Raw genomic sequence first — 12,838 nt, 5'->3', positions numbered from 1 at the left:
CCTCGACTATTAGGAATCAAACGTGCCTGATTGCACCGTAGCGTCGGAGACATGACGAACACGACGAACACCCCGAACACCACCGCCGCCACCGACATCCGCCCGTTCCGCATCGAGGTCGACCAGGCCCAGCTCGACGACCTCATGGACCGCCTCGCCCGCACGCGCCTTCCGCAGCCGGCGCCCGGTGACGACTGGAGCTACGGCACGCCGAACGCCTACCTCCGCGACGCGGTCGAGCAATGGCGCTCGACCTACGACTGGCGCGCCGAGGAGGCCCGCATCAACGCCGTGCCGCACTTCATGACCGAGATCGACGGGCAGCCGATCCACTTCATCCACGTGCGCTCGCCGCACGAGGGCGCGACACCGCTGCTGCTCGCGCACACCTACCCCGGCTCCTCGCTCGACTACCTCGACCTGATCGGCCCGCTCTTCGACCCGGTCGCGCACGGTGGACGCGCGGAGGACGCGTTCGACGTCGTGGTGCCGGATGCCCCCGGCTTCGGCTTCTCGAATCCCGTCACCGAGCCCGGCTGGGCCACAGCCCGAGTCGCCCGAGCGTACGACGAGCTCATGCGACGGCTCGGCTACACCGAGTACGGGATCCACGGCTCCGACAACGGCGCGATGGTCGCTCGCGAGCTCGGCCTGCTGAACCCCCACGGCTTCCTCGGCCTGCACGTGCTGCAGCTGTTCTCGTTCCCGTCGGGCGATCCGGCCGAGTTCGAGAAGCTCGGGCCGCAGGATTACGCCGGTCTCGAGCACATGCAGTGGTTCCAGTCCGTCGGCGGCTACAACACGATGAACGCCAGTCGCCCGCAGACGGTCGCGGTCGGACTCAGCGACTCGCCGGTCGGCCTGCTCGCCTACAGCGAGCTCTTCAACTCGTTCGGCAACGGCACCTCGCTCGTCCCGCTCGAGAAGATCCTCACCGAGGTCACGGTGAACTGGTTCGCGAACGCCGCCGCCGGCATGAGCCGCGTCTACCTCGAGGACGCCCGCGTCCAGGCCGAGCCGAAGGTCAACGACGCGCCGACGGGCGTGGCCGTGTTCAAGGACGACTTCCAGACGATCAAGGTCTTCGCCGAGCGCGACAACTCGAACATCGTGCACTGGCGCCGCTTCGAGCAGGGCGGGCACTTCGCCGCGCTCGAGGTCCCCGAGGACGTCGTCGGCGACATCCGGGCGTTCTTCGCCACGCTGCGAGGCTGACGCCGAGGCACGGTGTGACGAGCGGATGTCGCGGGCGCAGGCTCGCGACATCCGCTCGTCGTCTGCGCGGCGTTCAGGCTGCGCCGCGCACGGTGGGGGTCAGGTCGAGTGCACGCTCGCGCACCTGCCCGAGGGCGTGCTCGATCGCCCCGAGGGTGACGCAGCGGTCGCCGAGTTCCGACCGTCGGAGCTCTGGCGCGGTGGGGTCCCCACTTTCGTCGAGGATCGCCGCGGCGCGCGTGATGACCATCGGCAGCGATGCTGCGGCGGCGCCGCTGACGACGACGCGGTCGACGTCGAGGAGGTCGCCCAGCAGGAGGCAGATCCGCGCGAGGCGCGCCGCGAGCCGGTCGATGATGTCGATGGCGGCAGGGTCGCCGGCCAGCGCGGCATCGCCGACGGCGCCCTCGTCCAGGTCGAGGGGATCCAGCAGGCCGAGCGCGCTGTCGGACGGGAGGCCGGCGCGGATCGCCTCGACCGCCCACCGCCGGGCGAGGAGTGCGACGCCGTCGGCCGAGCCGACGCCCTCGACGCGGTCGAGGAAGCGCAGCTCGCCCGCACCGCCGCGGCGCCCGCGGACGAGGCGTCCGTCGAGCATGAGGCCCGCACCGAGCCCCTCGCCGACGATCAGCGCGATGAACGAGTCCACGTCTCGACCGCCGCCCGCAGCGACCGAACGTTCCGCGATCGCCGCGAGGTTCGCGTCGTTCTCGACCGTGACGAGCTCGGCCGAGGCTTCGAACAGGTCGGCGTAGCCGGGGTTCGTGAGACTCCAGAACCAGTCCTCGGCAGGGGACGCGCCGTCGCGATCGGCCGGTGCGGGCACCGCGACCGTAATGGCGAGCACCTCGCTGCCGTCGGCGTTCGCGTCCTGCAGTGCACCCGCCACGGCCGCACGAGCGAGCGTGCGACGCTGTTCGGCGTCGGCGAGGCGTTCGATGTGCTCAGGGCCGGGCGCCGGGATCACGGCCCCGTGGGTGCCGAGGATCGTGCCGCGAAGGTCGGCCACCGCCGCCGAGACGTGGTCGTACCCCGCATCGACGCCGACGACGACCGCCGCCCGCTCGCGCAGCGCGTACCGTCGCGCCGGGCGCCCCTTCGTGTAGGCGCCCACGGCGCGCGCGTCCTGGAGCTCTTCGAGCCAGCCCTGCCGCAGCAGCTCGTCGCACACGCCGATCACGGTCGAGCGCGTGAGGCCGGTGGCGGCCATCGCATCGGACGCGGTGAACGCCCCGGTGCGCCAGGCGTGCTCGAGGACCCGGCGGGCGTTGACTCGGCGCAGCACCTGCGGCGACGTCGCCGCACCGATCTCCTGGTCGATCTGCTTCATCCGCTTGACACCTCCCTGCCCCTCCGTCATTATTTACGACAACAAGTAAATATATAGTCTAAATTTACTTAGCAGGGCAGCGGCGCCATGTGGCGACGGCCCGGAACACGGGGAGACGACGACGTGCCTCATCGCGACATCCGACACACTGCCCGAGCCCGGCGCGCGCGTCGCCGCGCACCGCTCGCGATCGCGACCGCGGGAATGCTGGGCGCCGTGCTCGCGCTGTCCGGCTGCGCCGGTGCCGGCGGCGGCGGCCGGGCCGAGATCACGTTCCACATGTCCAAGCCCGAGGCGATCCCGTACTTCCGCGATCTCGTCGAGCAGTTCAACGCCGAGCAAGACGACGTGCGCGTCACGCTCGACACCGCCTCGAACCTGTCGGCCGGCTTCCTGCGCGGCAATCCTCCCGATGTCGGGCTGCTCAACTACAACTACGAGATGGCGCGGTTCATGGAGCGCGGGGCACTCTCCGACCTCTCCGACATGCCCGAGGCCGACCGCATCCGCCCCGAGGTGCAGGATCTCGTCGATCAGTACGCGACCTACCCCGGCCGCACGAGCGTGCTGCCGTATTCGGTGGCCGCGGCATCCGTCATCTACAACGTCGAGATCTTCGAGGAGAACGGCCTCGAGGTGCCGACGACCTGGGACGAGCTGATCGCGGTCTGCGACGAGCTCGAGGCCGCGGGCGTCACCCCGATCTACAGCACGTTCAAGGACACGTGGACCCTCGGCCAGGGTCTCTTCGACTACTCCGTGGGCGGGTTGGTCGATGTCCCGGAGTTCCTCACGAAGATGGAGGAGCTCGGCACCGAGGTCGGCCCCGACTCCGAGGTCTCGTTCCAGAAGACGATCCTCGAGCCCTCCGAGAAGATGAAGCAGCTCGCCGACTACTCCAACGACGACGCCGAGAGCCGGGGCTACGGCGACGGGAACGTCGCCTTCGCGAACGGCGAGGCGGCGATGTACATGCAGGGTCCGTGGGCGTTCGGCGAGATCGCGAAGACGAATCCCGACCTCGAACTGGCGACGTTCCCGTTGCCCTCCTCTGACGACCCCGACGACCTCAAGGTCCGGGTCAACCTCGACCTCGCCCTCTGGATCCCAGAGGCGAGCACCGAGAAGGAGGCCGCACGGGAGTTCGTGTCGTACCTCATGCAGCCCGAGGTCATGGACGAGTACAACGCGGCGTTCCTCGGCTTCGGCACGACCACCGACGCCGCACCGGTGACCGACGAACGGATCGTCCCGATGCAGGAGTACTACGACGACGGCGCCTTCTACCAGGGCCTCTCGCGGTCGATCCCGCTGACCATCCCGATCGACAACTACATCCAGACCATGGCGACCGGCGGGGACATCCCCGAGACGCTCGCCAAGATCGACGCCGACTGGGCGCGGCTCGCGCTGCGCGGCTGACCGGCCGAACCGAGAGAGGACTCCTGCCATGAGCACTCCGATCACGACCGCGGCGGCCTCGGCCGGCGCGCTGGTCGACGAGGCCGAGCACGGCCAGGTCGACCACCTCGCGGGCGCCGCCCACGACAAGCGGGGGCGCCCTCGGGTCGACCCGATCTACTACTGGTTCCTGATCCCCACCCTCGTGGTGTTCACGCTCGCGATCACGGTCCCGGCGGTGCTCGGCATCTTCTACTCGTTCACGAACTTCATCGGGTTCGGCGACTGGCAGTTCATCGGGTTCACGAACTACATCGCGGCCTTCACCGACCCGGCGATCCTGGCCAGCTACGGCTTCACGTTCGGCTTCGCGATCGTGACGGTGCTGCTGGTCAACGTCATCGCGTTCCTGCTCGCGGTGGGCCTCACCTCGCGAATCAAGTTGAAGACGCCGCTGCGCGCGGTGTTCGTGATCCCGATGGTGATCTCGGCGATCGTGATCGCCTACGTCTTCAACTTCCTCTTCTCGAACTCGCTGCCGGCATTCGGCGCGGCCGCCGGCATCCCCTGGCTGTCGGAGTCGATCCTCGCGAACCCCGATCTCGCCTGGGTCTCGATCGTGATCGTGACCGCCTGGCAGTCGATCCCGGCGACCCTGCTGATCTACATCGCCGGGTTGCTCTCGATCCCGGGCGACGTCTACGAGGCCGCCGACATCGACGGCGCGAGCGCGGCCCGTCGTCTCTGGTCGGTGACGCTCCCGCTCGTCGCGGGGTACGTCGTGATCAACGTGATCATCGGCTTCAAGAACTACCTGAACGTCTACGAGGTCATCGTCGGCCTCACCAACGGCGGCCCCGGAACGGCGACGCGGAGCATCGCGATGACGATCTTCACCGGCTTCACCGGAGGCGACTACGCCTACCAGATGGCCAACGCGACGATCTTCTTCATCATCGCCGTGGCCCTCTCGGTCCTCCAACTCCGAATCTCCCGCGGAAGGGCGGCGATCTGATGACCACGGCAACGAAGCGACTGCCCGCTTCCGTCACGACCACCCGCACCCGCGACGATGCCGTCGCCGCGACCGCGCCGCGCCGCCGGCGCCGAGTCGGCCAGGAGCGCACGAACTGGACGACCTTCGTCATCCTGCTCCTCTGCGCGCTGACCGTGCTCCTCCCGCTGTACGTGACGATCTCGATGTCGCTCAAGTCGACATCGCAGGCGGTCGACGGCAACGCGTTCTCGCTCCCGAACCCGATCGACTTCTCCGGGTTCGCGCAGGCGTGGGAGCTGACCAACTTCCCCGTCGCCTTCATGATCTCGCTCTTCATCACCGCCGGAACCGTGGTCGGCACGGTGATCCTGGGTGCGCTCGCGTCGTACGCGATCGTGCGGAACTGGGACCACCGGCTCTTCCGCTGGTCGTTCTTCTACCTGCTCACGGCGCTGTTCCTGCCGTTCCCGGTCGTCGCGCTCCCGCAGATCCAGCTGACGGGGCTCGTCGGCCTCGCGAACCCGGTCGGCGTCATCATCCTGAAGATCATGTTCGAGCTGTCGTTCAGCATCCTGCTGTTCACGGCGTTCCTGCGCTCCATCCCGCTCGAGCTCGAGGAGAGCGCCCGCATCGACGGCGCGACGACCTGGCAGACCTTCCGTCAGCTGATCTTTCCGCTGCTCGCGCCGATGAGCGCGACGGTCGCGATCTTCGCCTTCCTCGCCTCGTGGAACGACTTCATGATGCCGTCCCTGATCATCGCCGACTCGGCCCAGCAGACGCTTCCGGTCGTGCAGTCGATCTTCCAGACGCAGTTCAGCAACAACTACAACGTGTCGTTCGCGTCGTACCTCATGGCGATGGCGCCGGCCATCATCGTGTACCTCTTCACGCAGCGATGGGTCATGGAGGGCGTCACCCAGGGAGCGGTCAAGGGCTGAGCCCTTCCGGTACACGCTGCCGACCGAGCACCCCATCCACCGACCGAGCGTCCCTCCTCCGACCGAGCACGCCATCCGACCGAGCACGCCCTCCGAATGAAAGAGCCGACCACGAACATGTCCGACCTCCTCGCACGCCCCGACCTCGACCGGACCCGGGCGGATGCCGACTGGTGGCGCCAGGCTGCGGTGTACCAGATCTACCCGCGCAGCTTCGCCGACGCCGACGGCGACGGCATCGGCGACCTGCGCGGCATCCTCTCTCGCGTGCCCTACCTGCGCCGGCTGGGAATCGACGCCGTGTGGCTCAGCCCGTTCTACCCGTCGGCGCTGGCCGACGGCGGGTACGACGTCGACGACTACCGCGACGTCGATCCGCGGCTCGGCACCATCGCCGACTTCGACGCGCTCGTGGAGGCGCTCCACGACGCCGCCATTCGTGTGATCGTGGACATCGTCCCGAACCACACCTCCGACCGTCACGAGTGGTTCCGCGAGGCGATCGCGTCGCCGCGCGGGTCCGCGGCCCGCGCCCGCTACATCTTCCGCGACGGCCTGGGGCCGGATGGCGCGTCGCCGCCCGCCGACTGGACCAGCGCGTTCGGGGGATCCGCCTGGGAGCCGGTGGGCGACGGGCAGTGGTACCTGCACTACTTCGCCCGCGAGCAGCCCGACCTCAACTGGGACAACCCCGACGTGCGCGAGGACTTCCTCACGACCCTGCGGTTCTGGTCGGACCGCGGGGTCGACGGGTTCCGCATCGACGTCGCCCACGGCCTCGCCAAGCGCCTCGGTGACGACCTGCCCGATCAGGCGACGCTCGACGCGCTGCCGCGCGACGGCGCCCACCCGCTCTGGGACCGCGACGAGGTGCACGAGATCTACGCCGAATGGCGCCGGCTCTTCGACGAGTACTCGCCGCCCCGCATCGGCGTGGCCGAGGCCTGGGTCGAATCCCACCGGCGCCCGCGCTACGCGAGCGTGGAGGGCCTCGGGCAGGCGTTCAACTTCGACCTGCTCGAGGCGCCGTTCGACCCGCACGCGTTCCGTCGGATCGTCGACGCGAACCTCGCCCTCGCCGCCGCTTCCGGCTCGTCGACCACGTGGGTGCTGTCCAACCACGACGTCGTCAGGCATGCCACGCGGTACGGGCTCCCCGAGCCATCCGACCCCGAGGAGAAGCACGGCGCGGCCTGGTTGCTCTCGGGCGGCACCCTGCCCGTGCTCGACCGGGAGCGCGGCCTTCGACGGGCTCGCGCCGCGAGCCTGTTCATGCTGGCCCTTCCCGGCTCGGCCTACCTGTACCAGGGCGAGGAGCTCGGCCTGCACGAGGTCGCCGAGATCCCGGCGACCTCGCGCCAGGACCCCTCCTACTTCCGGAACCCCGGCGTGGACGTCGGCCGTGACGGGTGCCGCGTGCCGCTGCCCTGGACCACCGCCGACGGGTCGTTCGGGTTCGGCCCGGCCGGCGCGCACCTGCCGCAGCCGGAGTGGTTCGGCGAGCTCGCGGCCGATGCGCAGGCCGACGACCCGTCATCCACCCTGTGGATGTACCGCCGCGCGCTGCTGCTGCGGTCCGACCTCCAGACGTCCGAGGAGCTGGAGTGGCTCCCGACCGCCGATCCCGAGGTGGTCCACTTCCGCCGTCCGCACGGGTGGCACGTCGTGATGAACTTCGGGACCGAACCCGCCGAGCTTCCCGAGGGGGTGCCGCTGGTGGCGAGCGGGCCGCTCGAGCACGGTCGGCTGCCCGGCGAGACGACGGTGTGGTTGCGCGCTTGACGGGCGCCGCCTCGCGTGGTCGCATGACCACATGGACGCCGCGCGGCCCGAGCTGATCACCGACGACGCGCTCGACGACCTCGAACGCGAGGCGATCGGACGCGTGCGCGGTCGCGTGCTCGAGATCGGTGCCGGCGAGGGCGCGAACTTCGGCGCCTTTCACGAGGACGTCGAGTGGATCGGGCTCGAGCCCGACTTCGACCGGCGCGTCGAGCTCGCGCAGCAGGCGCGCGCCTGGCGACACGCGGGGGAACCGCTCGACGCGGTCGCGGAGTCGATCCCGCTGCCCGACGCCTCGGTCGACGCGGTGGTCGGCACCTATGTGCTGTGCTCGGTACGCGACCAGGGTGCCGCGCTCGCCGAGGTGCGACGCGTGCTGCGCCCCGGCGGACGCGTGGTGTTCGTCGACCACGTCATCGCCCCGCCGCGCACGCTCAAGCGCGCCATCCAGCACGTCGTCACGCCGTTCTCGACGCGGTTCTGCCACGGGTGCCACTGGGATCGTGACACGGGGGCCGCGCTCGCCGCCGCGGGCTTCACCGGCGACGACGTCCGGATGGTGCGCGTGCCGTCGTTCCCGTTCGGCCCGACCCGGGTGCTGCTCTTCAGCGGACGTGTGCCCGAGGCGGCCGTATGACGCTGGGCGGCATGCCGCGCCTCGTCGTGCTCACGGGCGCCGGCATCTCGGCCGAGAGCGGCGTGCCCACGTTCCGCGATGCCGGCGGGCTGTGGGAGGGGCACCGAGTGGAGGACGTCGCGACGCCCGAGGCGTTCGAACGCGACCCCGACACCGTGCAACGGTTCTACGACGCACGCCGCCGCGCCGTGGCATCCGTCGCCCCGAACCCCGCGCACGCCGCCCTCGCCCACCTCGAAGCCCGTCTCGGCGACGACTTGCTGCTCGTGACGCAGAACATCGACGATCTGCACGAGCGCGCCGGTTCGGTGCGCGTGCGCCACATGCACGGTGAGATCGGACGTGCGTCGTGCCTCGCCTGCGGATCGAGGGTCGACGTGCCGGGCGACCTCGCCGACGCGCCGCCGTGCCCGGTCTGCGGCGAGCGGATGCTGCGCCCAGACGTCGTCTGGTTCGGCGAGATGCCCTACTGGCTCGACGACATCGATGCCGCCCTCGTCGCCTGCGAGCGGTTCGTCGCGATCGGCACCTCGGGAGCGGTGCACCCCGCGGCCGGATTCGTCCTCACCGCGTCGGCGTTCGGTGCGGCCACGCTCGAGCTGAACCTGGCCGAGAGCGAGATCACGCCGTTCTTCAGCGAGAGCCGGCTCGGCCGCGCGACCGTGCTCGTGCCGCAGTGGGTCGACGAGGTCCTCGGCGGATAGCGGGCTCAGGCCCGGTCGGCCGCGACCGGATGCACCTCGTCGAGCACGGATCTCGCGAGCATCGTCGCACCCGCGACCGCCGCGGGCATCGTGGCGATCGCGCCGAGCGGCACGAGGAAGCACAGCTGCGTCGCGACGCCGAAGCCGAGGAACCGCCACCGATGCGCCCGGATGAGCGCACGGCGCACCCGCGGATCGAGGTGCCGGGCGTCGAACGCCCTGGCGGCGAGCTCGCGCGCCAGCAGCCGACCGGTGAGCACCGCGCCGAGCACGGCCGCGAGCACGCCGCCGACGACGGGGACGAAGCCCGCGACGGCGACGACCGCGGCCGAGAGCACGCCCTGGACCACGAGCACGAGCGAGTTGCCCACGCCGCTCCAGAAGCTGGGGCCCTCGGCCGGCACTTCTCCGCCGAGATCGGCTTCGACGGCCTTCCAGATCCGCTCGTAGAACGGATCGCCCACGATCAGGGTGAGCGCGGTGAACGTCACGAACGCGAGCACGGCCGCACCGGCGAACACGACCACCGTGACGAGCGCGCGGAACGCCGATCGCCAGAACTCCTGCCAGCCGTCGGCGAAGGGCGTCGCCCAGTCGACGAGTCCGGGCAGGCCGATGCCGAGTGCGACGAGCCCCCACACGAGGGCGGCGAAGACGATCGCCGCGGGCACGAGTCCGAGCAGCATGACCCCGGCATCGCGGCGCCAGAATCCGAAGCCGCGCAGCAGCATGCGCGCACCGGCCGCGAGTTCCTTCAGCATCCGCCCCAGCATAGAGACCGCGGATGGCGCGTGCCGCCCTCGTCGCGGAGCGTCATCCGCCGCACGCGTTCCCAGCCGGCGGCGCTATCGTCGTAACGCCTTGTGCCCCCGCCGACCGCACCGGAGAAGGAACCGCCCGGAGATGACCGTGACCTCGACGAAGCCCTCGCGCGCCGCCGAATGGTGGAGGGCGCAGCGCCGGCGAGTGGCGTGGGGCGTCGGCATCGCACTGGTTGCCCTCGTCATCGCCGTGGTGGTCGCGCGCGCCCTCCGCGGCATACCGGCCGTCGAGGCGTTCGTCGCCGAGTACCCCGGCATCGTCCCGCCGCCCGAGGAGGCGCCGGTCGGCATCCCGGCATGGCTCGGCTGGCAGCACTTCCTCAACGCCTTCTTCCTCGCGCTGCTCGTGAAGACCGGGTTCGAGCTCCGCGGCAAGCGCCGCCCACCCGGGTTCTGGACCCGCGACAACACGCGCTGGCCGCGCACGAAGCGAGCACCGCGTCGGCTGGGGATCTGGCTGTGGTTCCATCTGTGGCTCGACGCGTTCTGGGTGATCACCGGCGTGAGCTACGTCGTGCTGCTCTTCGCGACCGGCCAGTGGGTGCGCATCGTGCCGACCGACTGGGCGGTCGTGCCGAACGCGATCTCCGCGGCGCTGCAGTACGCCTCGCTCGATTGGCCGACCGAGGACTCGTGGATCGTCTACAACTCGCTCCAGCAGCTCGCGTACTTCGCGGTCGTGTTCGTCGCGGCGCCGCTCGCGCTGCTCACCGGACTTCGGCTGTCGTCGGCCTGGCCGGTCGAGGGTGCGCTCGCGAGCCCGGCGACCGAGAAGTGGGCGCGCGCCATCCACTACCCCGTGATGCTGTTCTTCCTCGCGTTCACGTTCGTGCACGTCGTGCTCGTCTTCACGACGGGCGCCCTGCGCAAGCTCAACCAGATGTACACCGCACGCGACACCGACGACTGGCTCGGCTTCGCGGTGTTCGCGCTCTCGGTCGTCGTCATGGTCGCCGCGTGGGTGCTCGCGAAGCCGCCGCTGCTCAAGCGGATCGCGGCGAAGTCGGGGCGGGTCCAGGGCTGACGGGTGCCGACGGGCGGACTCCTCCGCAGCGCCGCTAGGCTCGGAGGATGGCCCGCACCATCTGGATCGTCCTCGGCGTCATCGCCTCCGTCGTGATCGCGTGGTTCGTGGTCGACCTCGTGTTCAGCGTGCTGTGGTTCATCGTCAAGCTCGCGGTCGTCGCGGTCGTCGCCGTCGCGGTGTTCTTCGCCCTGCGTGCGTGGCTCGGGCGCGCCGGCGAGCGGAGCAGCATCGAGCGCTGACGCTCAGCGGTGCCGAATCATCGCTTCTTCGACCCGGCCCACTCGACCAGGCGGTCGGCGTCCCAGGTCGTGACGATCCGCTCCGCCGGGATGCCGGCCGCCTCGGCACGGGCGGCGCCGAGCGCGAGGAAGCCGAAGTGCCCCGGCGCGTGGCCGTCGGTGTCGATCGAGAAGCGGCATCCGTGGTCGAGCGCGAGCCGGATCAGGTCGTCGGGCGGGTCCTGACGCTCTGGGCGCGAGTTGATCTCGACCGCGACGTCGTGCTCGGCGCACGCCGCGAACACCGCGTCGGCGTCGAACTCCGACTGCGGCCGGGTTCCGCGCGACCCCTGGACGAGGCGTCCCGTGCAGTGCCCGAGCACGTTCGTCCGCGGATCCCGGATGGCGCGCAGCATCCGCGGCGTCATCTCGGCGGCCGGCGCGCGGAGCTTCGAGTGCACGCTCGCGACCACCACGTCGAGACGGTCGAGCAGGTCGGGTCGCTGATCGAGCGTGCCGTCCTCGAGGATGTCGACCTCGATGCCCGTGAGGATCCGCACGCTGAGGTCGCCGCGGTCGCGCGCATCGGCGTCGTCGACGCCCTCGCCGTGCCCGGCATTCAGGGCCGCCACGATCTCGAGCTGCGACTCGAGCCGCTCGGGCGAGAGGCCGTTCGCGACGCGCAGGTTGGGCGAGTGGTCGGTGAGCGCGAAGTACTCGAGACCGGCGGATGCCGCGGCGCGCGCCATCGCGGCGATGCTCGTCGTGCCGTCCGACCATTCCGAGTGCGCGTGCAGGTCGCCCTTCAACTCGGCCCGCAGGCCGGTGCGGGATTCGGCTCCCGCCTTCTCGCGGAGGTCGGCGAGGTACGAGGGCACGTCGCCCGCCAGCGCCTCGGTGATCACCCCCAGGCTCGAGTCGCCGATGCCCGGCGTGCGCTTGAGCCGCCCGTCGGCGGCCCGCTCGCGCACCTCCTCGGCAGACAGCGGCGCGATCGCCGCGGCCGCCTTCCGGAAGGCCTTCGCCTTGAACGGCGAGGCGAGCTGCACCTCGAGCAGCGTCGCGATCTCCTCGAGCGCCTGCACCGGGTCCATCGCCCCAGTCTGCCGGGGCGACGGCCGGTGGTCGAGGGGTCAGGCGTCGAAGGCGACCGCGCGCACGGGAGCGCCGTCGGTGCCGAGCCGGACCGGGAAGATGCCGATCCGCACGCGCGGGGGCAGTCCGTCGAGGTTCGCCAGGTTCTCGACGATGAGCCCGTCGGCCCCGAGCACGATCTCGTGCACCGGGAAGTCGGTCGTCCCCGCGGCATCCGTCGGGTCGGGGCTCAGCGTGTCGACCGCGAGCACGCGCATCCCGCGGTCGACGAGCTCGCGCGCCGCCTCGGCCGACAGCGCCGGATGCCGCAGCGCACGCTCGCTGCCGAAGTGCGCGGCCCATCCCGTGTCGAGCACGACGATGGCGGGGACACGCTCGGGGAGGTCGCCGAGGTCGGCGACCCCGACCGTCGCCCGATCCTCCAGCCCCGCGACCCGGATGACGAGCGCGTCGCCGACCAGTTCGTCGAGCCCGACCGCGTCCATCGTGCGGCCGCCCGCGACGGTGTGCGCGGGCGCGTCGACGTGCGTGCCCGTGTGCGATCCCATCCGCACCGACGTGACGGCGGCGCCGTCGCGTTCGAGCTCGAGCGCGGGCGCGAGGTGTACCCCGGGGTCACCGGGGTACACCATCATGCCGTCCGCGATGGGGTGGCTGAGGTCGCGCACGG

Annotated in this window: 13 protein-coding genes; 9 read left to right on the top strand and 4 right to left on the bottom strand. The window is 70.7% G+C overall.

Annotated features, from left to right (window positions below; genetic code table 11):
* Nucleotides 1–51 precede the first annotated feature (51 nt).
* Nucleotides 52–1,215: an epoxide hydrolase family protein gene (locus BLT99_RS10285; RefSeq protein WP_092671881.1), complete on the top strand. Its 1,164-nt coding sequence runs from the start codon at nucleotides 52–54 to the stop codon at nucleotides 1,213–1,215.
* A 73-nt stretch (nucleotides 1,216–1,288) separates the two neighbouring features.
* Here the strand turns inward: BLT99_RS10285 and BLT99_RS10280 are convergent, their stop codons facing one another.
* The gene (locus tag BLT99_RS10280) at nucleotides 1,289–2,545 is read right to left on the bottom strand and encodes an ROK family protein (RefSeq protein ID WP_157674975.1); all 1,257 of its coding nucleotides are present in this window, start codon (nucleotides 2,543–2,545) and stop codon (nucleotides 1,289–1,291) included.
* 204 nt (nucleotides 2,546–2,749) lie between these two features.
* Between BLT99_RS10280 and BLT99_RS10275 the strand changes: the two genes are divergently transcribed.
* The 6 genes from BLT99_RS10275 (at nucleotide 2,750) to BLT99_RS10250 (ending at nucleotide 9,007) form a co-directional block, all read left to right on the top strand.
* On the top strand, nucleotides 2,750–3,967 hold the full coding sequence (locus BLT99_RS10275) for an ABC transporter substrate-binding protein (protein ID WP_092671875.1): 1,218 nt from the start codon (nucleotides 2,750–2,752) through the stop codon (nucleotides 3,965–3,967).
* Between the two features lie 28 nt (nucleotides 3,968–3,995).
* A complete protein-coding gene (locus BLT99_RS10270; RefSeq protein WP_092671872.1) occupies nucleotides 3,996–4,961 on the top strand; it encodes a carbohydrate ABC transporter permease in 966 nt (321 codons plus the stop codon).
* The gene (locus tag BLT99_RS10265; RefSeq protein WP_092671869.1) at nucleotides 4,961–5,884 is read left to right on the top strand and encodes a carbohydrate ABC transporter permease; all 924 of its coding nucleotides are present in this window, start codon (nucleotides 4,961–4,963) and stop codon (nucleotides 5,882–5,884) included. The genes BLT99_RS10270 and BLT99_RS10265 overlap by 1 nt, the downstream gene beginning before the upstream one ends.
* A gap of 117 nt (nucleotides 5,885–6,001) precedes the next feature.
* Nucleotides 6,002–7,666, top strand: a complete 1,665-nt coding sequence (locus BLT99_RS10260; protein WP_092671866.1) for a glycoside hydrolase family 13 protein — start codon at nucleotides 6,002–6,004, stop codon at nucleotides 7,664–7,666.
* A gap of 31 nt (nucleotides 7,667–7,697) precedes the next feature.
* Complete coding sequence (locus tag BLT99_RS10255) at nucleotides 7,698–8,303, top strand: class I SAM-dependent methyltransferase (protein WP_092671863.1); 606 nt, start codon at nucleotides 7,698–7,700, stop codon at nucleotides 8,301–8,303.
* A gap of 11 nt (nucleotides 8,304–8,314) precedes the next feature.
* Nucleotides 8,315–9,007 (top strand): NAD-dependent deacylase, encoded by a 693-nt coding sequence (locus tag BLT99_RS10250; protein WP_092676060.1) that lies wholly within the window; start codon nucleotides 8,315–8,317, stop codon nucleotides 9,005–9,007.
* A gap of 5 nt (nucleotides 9,008–9,012) precedes the next feature.
* Here the strand turns inward: BLT99_RS10250 and BLT99_RS10245 are convergent, their stop codons facing one another.
* A complete protein-coding gene (locus tag BLT99_RS10245) occupies nucleotides 9,013–9,768 on the bottom strand; it encodes an EI24 domain-containing protein (RefSeq protein WP_229724322.1) in 756 nt (251 codons plus the stop codon).
* Between the two features lie 142 nt (nucleotides 9,769–9,910).
* Between BLT99_RS10245 and BLT99_RS10240 the strand changes: the two genes are divergently transcribed.
* Together BLT99_RS10240 and BLT99_RS10235 are read left to right on the top strand one after the other, a co-directional pair.
* The gene (locus BLT99_RS10240) at nucleotides 9,911–10,852 is read left to right on the top strand and encodes a cytochrome b/b6 domain-containing protein (RefSeq protein ID WP_092671860.1); all 942 of its coding nucleotides are present in this window, start codon (nucleotides 9,911–9,913) and stop codon (nucleotides 10,850–10,852) included.
* Nucleotides 10,853–10,899: 47 nt separating this feature from the next.
* On the top strand, nucleotides 10,900–11,094 hold the full coding sequence (locus BLT99_RS10235; RefSeq protein ID WP_092671857.1) for a hypothetical protein: 195 nt from the start codon (nucleotides 10,900–10,902) through the stop codon (nucleotides 11,092–11,094).
* Nucleotides 11,095–11,111: 17 nt separating this feature from the next.
* Here the strand turns inward: BLT99_RS10235 and BLT99_RS10230 are convergent, their stop codons facing one another.
* Nucleotides 11,112–12,167 carry a PHP domain-containing protein gene (locus BLT99_RS10230; protein WP_092671854.1) on the bottom strand — a complete coding sequence of 352 codons (1,056 nt, stop codon included), beginning with the start codon at nucleotides 12,165–12,167 and terminating at the stop codon, nucleotides 11,112–11,114.
* 39 nt (nucleotides 12,168–12,206) lie between these two features.
* Complete coding sequence (locus BLT99_RS10225) at nucleotides 12,207–12,836, bottom strand: cyclase family protein (RefSeq protein WP_092671851.1); 630 nt, start codon at nucleotides 12,834–12,836, stop codon at nucleotides 12,207–12,209.
* Nucleotides 12,837–12,838: the final 2 nt, after the last annotated feature.

The organism is Agromyces flavus, assembly GCF_900104685.1.
Lineage (GTDB): Bacteria > Actinomycetota > Actinomycetes > Actinomycetales > Microbacteriaceae > Agromyces > Agromyces flavus.
This window is presented reverse-complemented; position numbering and strand designations above follow the sequence as displayed.